The organism is Mammaliicoccus sciuri (assembly GCF_002901825.1).
GTDB lineage: Bacteria > Bacillota > Bacilli > Staphylococcales > Staphylococcaceae > Mammaliicoccus > Mammaliicoccus sciuri.
In genome coordinates, this window is the sequence record NZ_PPQD01000030.1 from 84,375 (window position 1) to 100,281 (window position 15,907).

Annotated in this window: 13 protein-coding genes; 5 read left to right on the forward strand and 8 right to left on the reverse strand. The window is 31.2% G+C overall.

Going from position 1 to position 15,907, the window contains the following annotated elements; genetic code table 11:
- Window positions 1-16: 16 nt before the first annotated feature.
- A complete protein-coding gene (locus tag CD035_RS10265; RefSeq protein WP_048543099.1) occupies window positions 17-421 on the reverse strand; it encodes a sporulation protein in 405 nt (134 codons plus the stop codon).
- Window positions 422-549: 128 nt separating this feature from the next.
- Complete coding sequence (gene mqo / locus CD035_RS10270; protein WP_048543101.1) at window positions 550-2,034, reverse strand: malate dehydrogenase (quinone); 1,485 nt, start codon at window positions 2,032-2,034, stop codon at window positions 550-552.
- A gap of 394 nt (window positions 2,035-2,428) precedes the next feature.
- On the opposite strand from mqo, the gene CD035_RS10275 reads away from it, so the two are divergent.
- Together CD035_RS10275 and CD035_RS10280 are read left to right on the forward strand one after the other, a co-directional pair.
- Entirely contained in the window at window positions 2,429-3,442 is a 1,014-nt protein-coding gene (locus tag CD035_RS10275) for a cation diffusion facilitator family transporter (RefSeq protein WP_048543103.1), read from the forward strand.
- On the forward strand, window positions 3,442-3,627 hold the full coding sequence (locus tag CD035_RS10280; RefSeq protein ID WP_037560206.1) for a 2-hydroxymuconate tautomerase: 186 nt from the start codon (window positions 3,442-3,444) through the stop codon (window positions 3,625-3,627). The genes CD035_RS10275 and CD035_RS10280 overlap by 1 nt, the downstream gene beginning before the upstream one ends.
- Before the next feature lie 73 nt (window positions 3,628-3,700).
- On the opposite strand, the gene CD035_RS10285 is transcribed toward CD035_RS10280, so the two are convergent.
- Window positions 3,701-4,678, reverse strand: coding sequence for an LCP family protein (locus CD035_RS10285; RefSeq protein ID WP_048543105.1), 978 nt, complete (start codon window positions 4,676-4,678; stop codon window positions 3,701-3,703).
- Between the two features lie 154 nt (window positions 4,679-4,832).
- Here CD035_RS10285 and msrA point away from each other — a divergent pair, with 154 nt between their 5' ends.
- Window positions 4,833-5,333 carry a peptide-methionine (S)-S-oxide reductase MsrA gene (msrA, locus tag CD035_RS10290; RefSeq protein ID WP_037587960.1) on the forward strand — a complete coding sequence of 167 codons (501 nt, stop codon included), beginning with the start codon at window positions 4,833-4,835 and terminating at the stop codon, window positions 5,331-5,333.
- Window positions 5,334-5,426: 93 nt separating this feature from the next.
- Window positions 5,427-6,044 carry a DedA family protein gene (locus CD035_RS10295; protein ID WP_048543107.1) on the forward strand — a complete coding sequence of 206 codons (618 nt, stop codon included), beginning with the start codon at window positions 5,427-5,429 and terminating at the stop codon, window positions 6,042-6,044.
- Between the two features lie 47 nt (window positions 6,045-6,091).
- Here CD035_RS10295 and mprF read toward each other — a convergent pair whose 3' ends face one another.
- The 4 genes from mprF to glcT form a co-directional block, all read right to left on the reverse strand.
- A complete protein-coding gene (mprF, locus tag CD035_RS10300) occupies window positions 6,092-8,617 on the reverse strand; it encodes a bifunctional lysylphosphatidylglycerol flippase/synthetase MprF (RefSeq protein WP_048543109.1) in 2,526 nt (841 codons plus the stop codon).
- Between the two features lie 121 nt (window positions 8,618-8,738).
- Entirely contained in the window at window positions 8,739-9,893 is a 1,155-nt protein-coding gene (locus CD035_RS10305; protein WP_217994727.1) for an AI-2E family transporter, read from the reverse strand.
- A gap of 215 nt (window positions 9,894-10,108) precedes the next feature.
- Window positions 10,109-12,175 carry a glucose-specific PTS transporter subunit IIBC gene (gene ptsG / locus CD035_RS10310; RefSeq protein ID WP_048543112.1) on the reverse strand — a complete coding sequence of 689 codons (2,067 nt, stop codon included), beginning with the start codon at window positions 12,173-12,175 and terminating at the stop codon, window positions 10,109-10,111.
- 123 nt (window positions 12,176-12,298) lie between these two features.
- Window positions 12,299-13,135, reverse strand: a complete 837-nt coding sequence (glcT, locus tag CD035_RS10315) for a glucose PTS transporter transcription antiterminator GlcT (RefSeq protein WP_048543113.1) — start codon at window positions 13,133-13,135, stop codon at window positions 12,299-12,301.
- Between the two features lie 101 nt (window positions 13,136-13,236).
- On the opposite strand from glcT, the gene CD035_RS10320 reads away from it, so the two are divergent.
- Window positions 13,237-14,220 carry a DUF1002 domain-containing protein gene (locus tag CD035_RS10320; protein ID WP_048543115.1) on the forward strand — a complete coding sequence of 328 codons (984 nt, stop codon included), beginning with the start codon at window positions 13,237-13,239 and terminating at the stop codon, window positions 14,218-14,220.
- Window positions 14,221-14,260: 40 nt separating this feature from the next.
- Here the strand turns inward: CD035_RS10320 and alsT are convergent, their stop codons facing one another.
- Window positions 14,261-15,823: a glutamine transporter AlsT gene (gene alsT, locus CD035_RS10325; RefSeq protein WP_048543117.1), complete on the reverse strand. Its 1,563-nt coding sequence runs from the start codon at window positions 15,821-15,823 to the stop codon at window positions 14,261-14,263.
- Window positions 15,824-15,907 lie beyond the last annotated feature (84 nt).

Below are 15,907 nucleotides of genomic sequence, written 5' to 3' on the forward strand. Positions count from 1 at the left end.
AAGACTTGATTATTAATTATCGTACTATACTTAATTTTTCTTCATCATCAGCGCCAATTGACTGATCGATATGAACATGTGTCTTTAAATATATTTCATCTGGTTCACCTTTGAATTCAATTTGTTCTAATTTAAATTCAAATTCATATTCTTGATGGTCTTTCTTCTTAATCAAGAAGGATTGATTAACTTTATGCTTATGCAATTCATAATCAAATTCCGAAAAATCACTATCCTCATTTTGATTATTGACACGTTCAATAAGGGACAATTCGATATATTTAACTTCTAAATCACATGACCCACCTTTAAATATTACTTTACCTTTAATGGGTTCTTCTTCATTAAAAGTCATCTTTTCTAAACGCGTATCGATTGTTAGATTACCGACACCTATAGAGGTAAGTAATTTTTCAAACATAATACAAATCCCCCTTAATCTTCATTAAAGATAGTTTAACCCGATTAAACTAAAATTTAAAGTGATTAAAGAGAATTTTTTAATTATAGTTGATAATTTTTTAACAATCATCAATATTTAAAATAACCTTACTTATATAAACCTAATGCTTTCGAAGTTGATGAATTAATTTCATTAAATAAATCAGGATTATCAGATAAGTTTGTTCTAAATGAAGGTATCATTTGTTTAATCTTATCTTCCCAGTTTACAAATTCATTAGGGAAACAGTTTTCAAGTAACTGCAACATAACATGTACAGCAGTAGAAGCACCTGGAGAGGCACCTAATAACGCAGAAATAGAGCCATCTTCACTTGTTACAAGTTCAGTACCAAATTGTAATGTACCCTTTCCGCCTTCTTGAGTATCTTTAATGACTTGTACACGTTGACCAGCGATTACGATATCCCAATCTTCTAACTTCGCAGTCGGTATAAATTCTTTTAGTTCTTCTAAACGCTTTTCATCTGACAATAAGACTTGTTCTACTAAATATTTCGTTAATCCCATTTCTTTTAAACCAGCTGATAACATCGTAAAGATATTATTCGGTTTCACTGAACCAAATAAATCTAAGTTAGAGCCAGTCTTCAAGAATTTAGGCGAGAATCCAGCAAATGGTCCAAATAATAATGAACGTTTACCTTCAATGTATCTAGTATCTAAATGTGGTACTGACATTGGTGGCGCTCCGACTTTTGCTTTACCGTATACTTTAGCGTCATGTTTAGCAATAATTTCTTCATTATTACATACCATAAATAAACCACTAACTGGGAAACCTCCAATATTAGAAGCTTCTTTAATACCTGTCTTTTGTAAAAGTGGCAAACTACCGCCACCAGCACCGATAAATACAAATTGAGTATTATGGTATTCAGCCTTTTTAGTTTCGGCATTATAAATCTTTAATTGCCATGAATTGTCTTCATTTCTTCGAATATTCTGAACAGAATGATTATAATTTAACTCAACACCTTGGTCTTTTAAGTCACTTAATAATGAGCGCGTTAAATTCCCAAAGTTTACATCCGTACCAGATTCAATTTTAGTTGCGGCAATTCTTTCAGCTTGAGAACGCCCTTCCATCATAAGCGGCATCCAATGCTTTAACGTTTCAAAATTATCTGTAAACGTCATACCAGTGAATAATGGATTTTTTGATAATGCATCACATCTATTTTTCAAAAATTGTACATTTTTGTCTCCATACACAAAACTCATATGTGGTACAGGACGAATAAATGATTGTGGATCTGTTAAACTACCTTTATTTACTAAATATGTCCAAAATTGCTTTGATAATTGAAATTGTTCATTTATTTGAATTGCTTTATCAATATTAACTGAACCATCCGCCTCTTCTTTAGTATAATTCAATTCACATAATGCTGAATGACCAGTTCCCGCGTTATTCCATTCGTTAGAACTTTCTTCAGCAGGTTTTGATAATTTTTCAAATAATTTAATTTCTAAGTTTGGTGATAATTCTTTAAGCATTGTACCTAAAGTAGCACTCATAATGCCTCCACCAATTAATATTACATCTGTTTTCTTATGTAAAGCATTCATAATTAACTACAGAGCCCCTTTCAATATTAACCATTTCGACTAAATATATGTCCATAAAAAATATACAAATGAATAATTTGTATGAATTAATCTATGTATTACTACTATTATAAACCTTATACTTTCATTTAAAAAGTGACAACAAGTGCACAATGTGTAATAAGTTAACTTTATTATTAAGTTACATTAAAATAGTCGAGTATTAGTATAACTTAATTAATATATCTATATAAATAGTATAACACATTCCCTAAATGATGGTTTAAAAAATTTCAATTAAACTTTATAGTTTACATAATATTATTATGATATTTACATAAAAATACTTATATTATAATAAAATTGGGTATTATAGTGTTATAATCAAAACAAAAATATTTTAAAGGAGTTTTTTATGAAAGCTTTCATTAATTTACTTAAAAAAGGAAGCAAGTCTTCGCTTTCTGCTGCAGTTGTTAACTTTATTTTAGGCTGTTTAAAGTTATTCGCTTTTATCTTTACAGGAAACATCGCTATGTTTGCTGAAATGATGCACTCTTTTGGTGATGCAGCAAACCAACTTTTTGTATTTTTAGGATCAGCATTTTCTAAAAGAAGTCCGAATGAAAAATTCCCTCTTGGATATGGAAGATTAATTAACCTCGTTTGTTTAATAGCTGTTATTATTGTAGGTATTTTATCTTATGAGACAGTTAAAGAAGGTTTCCACCATATTGTCCATCCAAATGAAACTGGTGGACCAATATTATTTTTCTGGATTAATATTGCTGTTTTAGCTATCGGTATTATTTTAGAAGGTAGTGTTTTAAGAAAAGCTGGTAAAGAAATCTTAGAGGAAGCTGGTGAAAGCAGTAAAGGATTACTGACACCATTTACTAAAAGTTATTTACTGATTGGTAAAGCTAAACCTGCAACAAAATTAGTATTCATGGAAGATACTGTCGCAACTGGCGGTGGTATTATTGCCGTTCTCTCAATCATTATTGCAAGATTAACAGGTTTAGGTATGTTAGAAGGTATTGCTTCAGTCATCATTGGTGTGATGATGTTTATAGTTGTGGGTATTATCTTTATTGAAAATGCACAAGGCGTTCTTGGTATTGCAGATCATGAATCTGAAATACATGCTTCACGTGTCATATTAGACGACAAAGCAATTAGTGATATTAAAAGACTTGCTGTTATTAAAGAAGGAGAAGCACTTCATATAGAATGTTTATTAGAAGTTAATCACAATTATACACTTAAAGAGTTGTCAGATATCAGAAAACGGATTATATTAAAATTGTTAGACTTATCTCATGTTGAAGATGTGAACATAGAATTCATAGAAGATGACGGTCAAACAGACTGGAATGGAGATAGTGGTCCTTCAGCAAATATTCAATATAATAAGGAGCGTTTATAATGCCAATCGTAAACATTAAATTAATTGAAGGTAGATCAGATGAACAATTGAAAGGTCTTGTAAAAGATGTTACAGAAGCTGTTCATCAAAATGCAAAAGCACCAAAAGAAAATATTCATGTCATTATTGAAGAAATGAAACCTGAACACTACGGTGTTGCTGGTACACGTAAATCTGATTCATAAGAACTATATAATTATATAAAAAGCAATAAATGGTCAAAGTGACCATTTATTGCTTTTTTCGTTTCCTTAATGATTAATCGTTAAGAAATTTCTTAATTGCTTCTTTATTTTTTTCTTTGTCGATTTTTAATACTGCCCCATTTTCAATATCATTCTCATTTGTATAAGAACCTTTAACAGGGACTGTTAACGTCTTAATATCTTTATCGCCTCTAGCTAAGAAGCTAGCTCCCGTTTTGTAAATTGTTTGATCATCTAAATTGGTATTAACATAACCTCTAGCAATACCAGCTAATTTCGGTGCTTTAACAACTGAATCTACACTCATCATTTCTGATTTTAGTGCAGTCATGACTTGTTGTTGTCTTCTAACACGACCAAAGTCACCTTCTTCATCGTGTCTAAAGCGCGCATAACCTAATAATTCTTTCCCGTTTAAATTATGTTGCCCTTGTTTTAAAGAAACACCAATTTTGGCAGACATATCTTTTTCAACATCGATTGGAACACCTTTAGGTGCAATTTCATCGACCATTTCTTCAAATCCATCAAAATCGATAATTGCATAGTATTCCGGATCAATATCAAGGTTCTTCTTCAATGTCTTACGTAATAATTCAGGTCCGCCTAATGAATATGCAGTATTAATCTTATAATTACGATAGCCACCTGGGATTTCTGAATAAATATCTCTCATGACAGATACAATTTTGAGATCTTTTTTCAAGTAATCGTATTGAACAATCATAATTGAGTCTGTTCTAGGTTGTGAATTATCTACTTTGCGGTCCTCACCTAATACGAGCACATTTACTTTACCATCATTCCGCGTTGTACTATTGAATTTATGTAATTGCTGCTTTTTACCATTATCTGATGAAACTTTCAAACCAGATTTATAAGAAGCATTAATGTAAAATCCAAGTCCAATTAAAAGTAAGATGATACCTAAGAAAATAAAAGGTCTTTTTTTAATTCTACGCTTTTTTCTTCTTGTAGGTATATTCGTTTGACGATTATCTTCAGTTTCTGATTGATTATGCGAAGTCATTGTTACCAACCTTTTATCTTCAAAATTGAGTCTAATTATATTATAATGAGACTCATACATTAAGTTAACCAATTTATATACTAAAAATCAAGAAAAATTGCAAAGCTAACTTAAAAATAAGACTTGAGACTGAATAAAGGATGGTAAAAATATCATGAATATGAATAAAGCGTATTTTGCAGGAGGATGCTTTTGGTGTATGGTTAAGCCATTTGACCAATATGAAGGAATAGATAAAGTGACTTCAGGTTATATGGGTGGAACTACTGAAAATCCAACATACGAAGAAGTAAAAAAGGGTGATACCGGACATTATGAAGTTGTCGAAATCCAATATGATGTAGCTTTATTCTCATATAATAGACTGCTAGAAATATATTTTGCAATTATTGATCCTACTGATGCTCATGGACAATTCCAAGACAGAGGTACACAATATGAAACAGCTATTTTCTATACAAATGATGATCAGAAGAAACTTGCTGAACAGTATATCGAACAATTAAATAAAGAATTACCAGAAGGAAAATCAGTCGTTACAAAATTATTACCATATAAACCTTTTTACAAAGCTGAAGATTATCATCAAGATTTCTATAAGAAGAATCCTGAAAGATATCAAGAAGAACAAACAATTAGACAAAGTTTAAAATAAACAAGTATAGCATAACAGTATCGTATACAATTATGCTATACTGTTATTTTTATATAACATCTATCAGTATTTAAGATATAAAAGGAGAACATTATGGAACAATGGATTACTGATTTTATGACGCATTATGGATATATTGGTGTCTTCATACTCGTATTTTTAGAATATGTAATACACCCCTTCCCTTCTGAAATCATATTAACATTTGCAGGCTTTATGACTTCACAGTCAGAGTTGAATATCATAATTGTATGTTTACTTACAATTTTAGGCGCCGTACTCGGAGCACTTGTATTATATAGCATTGGTGCTCTTATAGGAGAAGAACGTTTATATAAATTTATACATAAACGTGGCAAATATATAGGTATCAAAACACAAGACTTAGATAAGACCATTCAATGGTTAGATAAATATGGACATTGGGCTATCTTTTTAGGACGCTTTATCCCAATTGTCAGAACTCTCATTTCATTACCAGCCGGTATAACTAAAATGAACTTACCCGTATTTATACTTTTAACAGCAATCGGTACAGGTATGTGGAATATATTTCTTATCATGCTCGGTAAGATGCTAGGCAATCATTGGCATCAAATTCTCATATATGTAGGTATGTATTCTAAAGTGTTTATTGTAATCATCGCAATAGCAGTACTATACGTCTTATACTTATGGTATAAACGCATTAAAGAAACACGTGTTAATTAAATACAAACAAAACCCAAAACCACTTGTAAAAAAGTGGTTTTGGGTTTTTATTTATGATTAATTGTTAAAGATACTCTTATTAAATTCCATAATAGTGAACTATATTTACGATATACTAAATATCTTGGTTCCCATTCTGGATAAAATTTTTGTTTATAATTTCGTAATCCTTGGAAGCTATATAGTCCATTCATATTTTCGAATACTTTTGCTGCAAATTTTTCTCTTAAATATGCGTATTGATTATGTCCTACATTGGATAACGTAGCCATTCCCATATTAAATTGTTTGTAGCCTTGTTCTTGTGCCCATAACAACATATGGATATATAAAGCGTCCATCATTGGTAGTTCTACTTCTTTGTTCCATCTAATTAGATCTACGGATATGGAATCATTATAATTTGTATACATTAATGAACAGAAACCTACTATTTCATTGCCATCATTTCTTATAACTGCGATTGGTGCTTTATTTAAATAATCTTCATCAAATGACCCAACTGAAAAGCTCATTTCTCTCTTGTCACCTAACCAGCCGTCACTAATAGATTTCAACATGTCAATATCATCTTTTGCAAATGGCGCTTCTATTATTTCAAATTGATAGCCTTCTGATGCCATTTTATTATGAGTTGCACGCATACCACGTTTTTTCTTACCAGATAAACTGAATGTTTCGAGGTCTATGAGTGCTTCTTCTCCTAATTTGAAAAAGACATTTCCATAATCATGATATAAAGAAAGTAATTTACTTTGTACTTGATAGAAAATAATATCATGACCTAAAAAATGCATTTGATCATAAAATTCTTTTAATACTTCATGATATTTATCAGAGTTACCGACTGGATCACCTAACACGATAACTGCATTCATCTTATGTCGATACATAATAAAGACATCTTCATCTTTATTAACATAAAATGATTTATCTCCTGTAAATGCTAAGTGACTCACATATGAACCTTCATTTTGGTCGATAATAGACTGTATCGTTTCATATGTAGCATTTGTATATAAACTTTTTTGGAATCTTTTTGAGAGTATATATGTTATGCACATACCGATTAAACATAAGATCGCAAGTGCAATTAAGAACATTGTAAACACAGCATATTTATCAAATTTAGTGACTTCATGTGGATATAAATTCAAATAATTTTTAGTGACAATTCTATTGAAAATAAACATTGTTAAAATTAATATACCACTTAAAACTATTTTCATAGGTGTAACAATCTTTTTGACAACGAGCGCATTTTTGTAGCCGATAAATAATAATACTAATAGTATCGCTAACCATAAAAATGCAATGATTGTACTATTCGTTAATATAGATACGACTAACATCACGATGACAGAAATTATGCTCATGAGAATAGATCGCATCGTACCAGACATAACGCCTTTAGCACAAATAAGTAACATAAGTGTAGAAGCTGTATGAAGTGCTAATAAGATTGAATAAAAAGTATAATGATGTGAGTAAATAGCATCATATAAGATTAAAATGTGATTAAAATAAAGTACAAATCCTGTAATACCTGATAACAAACCTAGCGCCAATGTTGGTACTTTGGTCATAAAATCACTCTGTACAGACTTTATGAATGATGTTGTATCAACTGCTGGTGTATAGAATTTACTTTCTTCGATGTATTTTTTAGCGATACTACCAAATTCAAATGTAGATAAACCAAGTGCTATAATAAATGGGAAGAAGTAATAAGCAACTCTATAGAGTAACAACGCTAATAATACTTTTTCTTCAGGTACACCAAGCGACTTAATACCTAATAAGATCACTAAATCAAATGCACCAAATCCCCCGGGTATCATACTAATTAATCCTGATAAGGCTGCAACAACAAATATCCCAACTAAGTGAGCAAAGTCTACATGAATATGTAATGCTTTCAAAATGACAAATAATAAGTAGCTCGCCGCAATCCATTCGAGTGCAGATACAATTGTAAATTTAAATCCAAGCAGTCTGTCTCGACTTATAGAAGGTTTCAAATACGACACAACTATAAATAAAGGAAGAAACAAACTGCCAATATATATGACAATTTTAGCCCATGAAATGTCAGCTAGTAATGCATCCGCATTAAAAACACGAAATACAATAAGTACACATAATAAACTTAAACCGCTTAACATGGATAACAATAACAATGAAACACTTTTAACTAAATCTTTCTTATCTTCAACGTCATTTCTATAAGAATAAATTCTTAAACCAGCACCTATTAATCCACCAAATCCTAAAATACTGTTAAACGTGTTAATAATATAGCTAATGGATAAAACTTTATGTATTGGTAAACTAATTTTTAAAGACTGTTTTAGCATCATGTCGTATAGAGATAAAACAGAAACGGAAAGTACACCTAATATAATGATGCCTACAAAATAAAATGTATTCATTTCTCTAAAAAGCACGATTGTCTTTTTAAAGTCGATTTTTCCTAATTCATTATGCAATACAAAGACAACGATGCATAATATGATACATATAAATAAAACTTTTAATATTGGCAAAATTTTCTTTCGATTTAATAGTCTCATATTCCAACCTTCTTTTATTTTGTAATACTCCCAAATAATACCATATAAATATACAAATTAAAATGTTTAAAAAAGACTGCCATTAAGCTTCAAAAAGTTAAAGGCAGTCTATAGTTATAGTTTATTCTTTTTCATGTACAACTTCTTCATCTTTAAACTCGTATGGACCTGAGTCATCTTGATAATACTTATTATAACGACGTTTAAATAATGTGAAGAGATGTGTCACCGCTACTTTAATAATAGCATATGCTGGAATACCTAAAATAACCCCTAGTATACCTGCTAAATTACCTGCACATAACAATACAAAGATAATTGTTAAAGGATGAATTTGCATTGTTTTACCCATTATATTTGGTGAAATAAAATGTCCTTCTAAAAATTGAACTGCAGCCCAAACAATTGCAAGTTTCAATAACATGAACGGTGAATCAATTGCAGCTAAAATAATTGCTGGTGAAATAGCGATAATTGGACCTAAATACGGTACAACACTAGTCACAGCAGCAATACTTGCTAATGTTAAAGCATAGTCTAATCCAATGATTGAATAACCGATAAATAGTAATACACCAATACAGAAAGCAACAATCATTTGACCTTGAATATAAGAACCAACTTGAACATTCATCTTATCAATTAAATCATGTGTATCTTTTCTGAATTTTGGTGGCATTAATCTAATAAAGTAATTTCTGAATTTCGCGCCATCTTTAAGTAAAAAGAATAATACAAATGGGAATGTAATAATGATCACAACAACATGTGTAATTGTAGATACAAATGTTTGGAACTTATTACTAAAATCTCCTACTGAATTAGATATTTTCTTAGGAATATCGCTAAAGTTCTGTTGGAACCAATTTTGAGCTTGTGTATAGTAATCCGCTACAAATGAATTTTGAGAAAGCTCTTTTAATTTATCACTAAATTCATCGAAATATGTAGGTAAATTTTTAGATAAACTCTCAACTTGATGTTGCACAACAGGTATTAATAACGTCACAATTAGTGTAAATGCTGCGATAATCACACATAATAATATGATGATTCCCCATAATCTAGAAATGTTAAACCTTTCCATAAAATTAATTATAGGATTAAACAAATAGAATGCAACAAACGCAACAATAATTGGGCCAATTAAAGTTGTCGTAATTGTAACGATAGGTTCAAAAACAAATGAAACATGTTGGAAAATAAATATTGTTAACCCTATCAAAATCAATAATCCTAAAATAAAATAAATATCACGTCCACCGAAAAACTGCATAAAACGTGTTGTTTTATTAAAAGTATTATTGGAATACTTTTCTTTTTCCAAAATAAGCCCTCCTCTTAAAGATTTATAATCTATTATACCCTAATCGAATCACTTTAAAAACAAAAATTTACATTTATAGTTTACATAATAATATTATAATTGTTTAATTTAGAATATAAAAAGAAGATACACCATGAAGATGTATCTTCTCATCCATAAAAGTCTTATTTAACGACTAATATTTTATCACCTTGTTCAACTGTACCTGTTGTTAATACTTCTAATGAAGCATCACCAAGATTAGTCACTACAATTGGCGTTATAGTACTATCAGCATTTTCTTTAATGAAGTCTAAATCAACTTTCATTAATGGTTGACCTTTAACAATATCTGTATCAGCTTCCGTTAAAATTTCAAATCCATTACCTTCTAATTTAACTGTTTCTAAACCGAAGTGGATTAATAATTCAACACCGTCATTAGATTCTAAACCAATCGCATGTTTTGTAGGGAATGTCATTTTCAATTTACCATCAAATGGTGCAACAACTTCACCAGTTTCAGGAATAATTGCAACGCCGTCACCCATCATTTTTTCAGAGAATACTTTATCTGGTACTTCAGAGATGTTAACAACTTCACCTTTAATTGGTGCATAAATTGTTGCGCCACCTTCAGCTAAAATAGCAGCACTTTCTTGATCGCCTTCTTCAGTAACAGTTGTTTCATCAGGTTTCGTAATTTCACCTGAAATGATACGTGCCATATCGTGTTTAATTTGATCTGATTTAGGTCCAAAAATAGCTTGGATATTGTTACCGACTTCAAGTACACCTGATGCTCCTAAACTTTTCAGTTCATCTTTGTTTACTTCAGATTTATTTAATACTTCAACACGTAAACGCGTAATACATGCATCTAAATGTTTGATGTTTTCTTTACCACCCATTGCATCTAATACATCGAATGGAAGTTCTGCTACTGAACTATTGCGTGATTCAGATTCTTTATCTTCACGACCAGGAGTTTTTAAGTTAAACTTCTTAATCGCAAATGTAAATAAGAAGTAATAAACTAACGCATAAATAATACCTACTGGAATAACAAGTAGTGCATTTGTACGATCCCAGTTTAATAAACCGTATAATACGTAATCGATAAATCCACCAGAGAATGTCATACCGATTTGAATATGTAGTAGATGCATCACTAAGAATGATGTACCTGCTAAAATAACATGAATACCGTATAATACTGGTGCTACGAATAAGAATGAGAACTCTAAAGGTTCAGTAATACCTGTTAAGAATGATGTTAAACCTGCAGATAACATTAAACCGCCGACAACTTTTTTACGCTCTGGACGAGCTTGACGATAGATTGCATATGCTGCAGCTGGTAAACCAAACATCATAAATGGATATTTACCAGTTGTGAATGCACCCGCTGTAAATGGTACACCGTCTTTAACTTGTGCCATAAATATTCTTTGGTCACCACGAACTAATTCACCTGCAGAATTTACATAGTTACCAAATTCAAACCAGAATGGTGAGTAGAAAATGTGATGTAATCCAAATGGAATTAAAGCACGTTCGATAATACCAAATATAAATGTTGTTAAAGCTAAGTTCTTATCTAATAAGAATGTAGATAAGTTATTTAAGCCATCTTGAATTGGTGGCCATGCAAATGAAAGAATAATACCTGCAATAATTGCTATTACAGATGTTGCGATAGGTACAAATCTTTTACCTGCAAAGAATCCTAAAAATGGTGGTAAGTTAATATTATAATATTTGTTGTAACACCATGCTGCAAGAGCACCCATTATAATACCACCAAACACCCCTGTTTGAAGTGTTGGAATACCAAGAACTAATGCGTTTGCTGGATCTTTAGCAGTTTGCCCTAAAGTTTTAGCGCCTTCAGCATAGCTATAAATGTCATCAATTGAAATACCTTTAACAACTCCCATTGTTGTATTCATAATAAGGTAACCAACTAATGCTGCTAATGCTGCAACACCATCTCCTCCAGCTAAACCTAATGCTGTCCCGAGTGCGAATAGTAATGGTAAATTATCAAAGATAATTTGACCAGATGATTCCATTACTGAAGCTATCATGACAATAACATCAGATTTTAACCAAGGTGCAATTTCAACGAATTGATCGTTCTGCATTGCATTACCAAACGCAAGTAAAATACCCGCTGCTGGTAAAATCGCAACTGGTAACATTAATGCTTTACCAATACGTTGCAATTGTCCAAAGAACTTTTTAAACATAATTAATACCCTCCTAATTGTTTAACTTCGTAAATCACGGCATGAAAAAAGGCATGAGCAAAGAAACTTACCATTACGGTAAAGTCTATTTGCTCATGCCTGATCGTATCAGTAACACGCAATTTATAAGTTATTATTAAAGTGCTGGATGTGCATTGTTAAATATGCCAACTCAGATTGATATACTGGCTTCTTCAATTGTGTTTGCATCATCTTCACTATCTTTACGGATATATTATAGCACAATGGATATTGCGCTTTCAATAGTGTTTCGATATTAGTTGCATCTGGAATTCGTTCATCTGCCAATACTCTTTGAATCGCAAAGTGAAGGTGCCGAACAAAACGACTATAATTAATACTATTTTTATTAATATCAACTTCTAGGCCTTCTTCTATTATAATGATTGCTTTTTGAATAATCGCTTTTATATTGTGTATATCATGAATTGAATGATTCACTTCTGCAGAGTGAATATGTAAAGCAATAAATCCTGCTTCTGATTCAATAAACTGTAAATTTAATTTTTCGTTTAATGCTTTAACAGCTTTTTCTGCTATTTGATATTCCCTCGGATAAAGCAGTTCTGTCTCTTTTAAAAAAGGATTATGAACATGTATACCTTCTTTAATACGCTTGATCGCAAATAACATATGGTCTGTTAAAGATATTAATGTCTTTTCACTAACACTTCCACCCAACTGTTTATCGATACCATTCACAACTTCTAAAACGATACTAAACACTTCATCATTTGTACCATCTAATAATTGCTTATATTTATTTTTATCATTTTCAGATTCTAATAAATATACCTTTTCGATTAAATCTGTATTAATTTCTTCACCTTGTTTTTTTCCAAAACCAATTCCCTTACCAACTAATATAACTTCTTTATCATAATAATTAGCAACTAACACATTATTGTTTAATGCCTTTTCGATAATGTATTTTCCCATATCTTAAACCTCATTCTGAAGACCTATTACATATTATACATTTGATGATAATATAATGATAGATATATTTTATATCAATAAATTTGAGGATGTGCAAACATATGAAAAAAACAAAACTATATATAATAAGTGTTCTTTCTGTTTTATTATTATCTACTATTCTATATCCGAAACATCAAGCCCATGCGGTAACTGAAGAGGCTTGGGATAATGCCGTTACTGTTTACGGTGCAGCATTACAAAATAATACAAGTGCTAAAGATACAACTTCAAACTTATTAGGTACTAAAAACAGTGACAAGACAACTTACGTTACTGCTGATGATTTAAATAAATACTTAAATATGCAATCATCAAATGATGTCTTAAAATCAAGTATTCGTATTACAAAGACTTCTAAAGGCAGTGGTCTTAACTTAACGATTAATCAAGACCAAGGTCAAATTACAAAAGTAACAAAAGACACATATAAAAATGCATTAATGACAGCTGGTATTAAAGATGCTGATGTAACAATTGCTTCAAGTGAAGATGTTACAGGTGAAAGTGCATTAGCTGGTGTATACAAAGCATTTGAAGAGCAAGGTGAAGAAGTAGATTCAAATAGAACACAAGTCGCTCAAGAAGAGTTATCTACAATTAACCAAATAACTGAAGAAAATAAAGGTCAAGAAGGATTTTCTCAATCACAATTAAACAAAACGATTGCAGAATCTAAACAAGCAGTAGCTGAAAAGTCAGGTAATGTAACAATCAATGAAATTACAAATATCGTTAACCAAAAAATCGAAGACAATGGTTTAACAAACGTTATTAATGATAACCAAATTAATATGATTGTTAATGTTATTGATAAAGCACAAAAAGACGGTGTCTTTAGCGGTGAAAATGCAAAAGATTTTATAAATAACTCGAAAGATTATGTTAATGATTTAGTTAAATCTGATGAATTTAAAGATGCAAAGAAAAAAGCTGAAGATTTAGGTAATGATATTAAAGACAAACTTCAAGACGAAGGTTTCTGGGATAAACTTGTAAATGCCATTAAAGATATCTTCAATTCAATTGCAAACTTATTTAAATAAAATGAAAGCGCCATGGACACGTGTCCATGGCGCTTTCATTTTATTTATCTTCGTCTTTAACATCATCTTTAATATTTTCAAATGTATCTTCTTTAGGTTCATCATACTTTGTTTTTACTTCAGATGATTGTTCTGTTGTTTCTTTTTTATTTATTGTTGCATAAGGGTTTTCACCCCATGCTTCGATATTATTAAAGTTAACTTTTAAGTTTTCAATTTTAAATACTGGATTTAACTTACGCTTTCTTTGTGCACGATAATCTTTAGCAACTTCAAATACGACAGTTGCAAGACCAAATAATGCTACGATATTGATAATCGCCATTAATCCCATAAATAGATCTGCTGTATCCCATACTGTTTGAACTTGTACTACTGAGCCAACAAAGACCATTGCTACAACTAAAAGTCTGAAGACAAACATAACAAATTTATTTTTAGTTAAATATTCAATATTTGATTGACCGTAGTAATAGTTACCAATTATTGAAGAGAATGCAAACATAAATACGGCTAGCGTTAAGAATATACCACCAAATTCACCTACATGTGTTATCAGTGCTTGTTGTGTTACGGCCACACCTTGTGGCGCATCAGCTCCAAATTGTAAATCTGTGTAAAGCAACAACATAATTGCCGTTGCTGAACAAATAATCATTGTATCAAAGAATACACCTAATGATTGTATTAAACCTTGCTTAACTGGGTGGCTAACTGCTGCAGTTGCTGCTGCGTTTGCTGCAGAACCCATACCTGCTTCGTTTGAGAACAATCCACGTTTAATACCTTGCATAATTGCAAATCCCATTGCCCCACCAAATGCAGGATGGAAACCAAATGCACTTCTTACGATATTTTGAATCATTGGCCAAATTTGATCAACATTCATAAATAGGATATAACCAACTAAACCAATATATCCAACTGCCATAATTGGAACGATAAATGAAGATACTGTTGCAATACTCCTTACCCCACCAAAGATAACTAATGCTGTAATAATAGCCAAGATAATGCCTGTTATCACATTTGAAAATTCATATTGTTCATTTAAAGAAGCAGCAATCGTATTAGATTGAACTGTGTTAAATACAAATGCAAACGTTACTGTTATGAGAATTGCAAACACAACACCAAGCCATTTCTGACCTAAACCACGTTCTATGTAATATGCTGGTCCTCCACGGAACCCACCTTCTTTATCTTTTACTTTATATACTTGTGCTAATGTTGCTTCAAAGAATGCGCTTGCTGCACCAATGAATGCAATAACCCACATCCAAAATACTGCACCTGGGCCACCTAATACAATCGCAGTTGCAACACCTGCGATATTACCAGTACCAACACGAGAAGCAGCACTTATTGCAAATGCTTGGAAAGAAGATATACCTTTTCTTCCATCCTCTAATGTTTCAGGCTTTTCAAAAATGACTCTAAACATTTCTGGTAACCATCTAAGTTGTACTACTCTAGAACTTATTGTAAAAAATACGCCAGCTAGTAGTAATAGGAAAATTAAGTTTTGAGTCCAAATTAAATCATTACCCCATTGAACAAAGTTATGAAACCAACCTGGGATATAACTATCAAAATCCTTCAAAGAAATCCCTCAATTCTAATAATATAGTCATAATAAATCGCTATCATGATTTTACCATGTGCCATTCATTATGACTATAATTTT

Coding starts and splice junctions, on each gene's coding strand:
- CD035_RS10265 (WP_048543099.1), bottom strand. CDS start 421: ATGTTTGAAAAATTACTTACCTCTATAGGTGTCGGTAATCTAACAATC.
- mqo (WP_048543101.1), bottom strand. CDS start 2,034: ATGAATGCTTTACATAAGAAAACAGATGTAATATTAATTGGTGGAGGC.
- CD035_RS10275 (WP_048543103.1), top strand. CDS start 2,429: ATGAAAGCTTTCATTAATTTACTTAAAAAAGGAAGCAAGTCTTCGCTT.
- CD035_RS10280 (WP_037560206.1), top strand. CDS start 3,442: ATGCCAATCGTAAACATTAAATTAATTGAAGGTAGATCAGATGAACAA.
- CD035_RS10285 (WP_048543105.1), bottom strand. CDS start 4,678: ATGACTTCGCATAATCAATCAGAAACTGAAGATAATCGTCAAACGAAT.
- msrA (WP_037587960.1), top strand. CDS start 4,833: ATGAATATGAATAAAGCGTATTTTGCAGGAGGATGCTTTTGGTGTATG.
- CD035_RS10295 (WP_048543107.1), top strand. CDS start 5,427: ATGGAACAATGGATTACTGATTTTATGACGCATTATGGATATATTGGT.
- mprF (WP_048543109.1), bottom strand. CDS start 8,617: ATGAGACTATTAAATCGAAAGAAAATTTTGCCAATATTAAAAGTTTTA.
- CD035_RS10305 (WP_217994727.1), bottom strand. CDS start 9,893: ATGCAGTTTTTCGGTGGACGTGATATTTATTTTATTTTAGGATTATTG.
- ptsG (WP_048543112.1), bottom strand. CDS start 12,175: ATGTTTAAAAAGTTCTTTGGACAATTGCAACGTATTGGTAAAGCATTA.
- glcT (WP_048543113.1), bottom strand. CDS start 13,135: ATGGGAAAATACATTATCGAAAAGGCATTAAACAATAATGTGTTAGTT.
- CD035_RS10320 (WP_048543115.1), top strand. CDS start 13,237: ATGAAAAAAACAAAACTATATATAATAAGTGTTCTTTCTGTTTTATTA.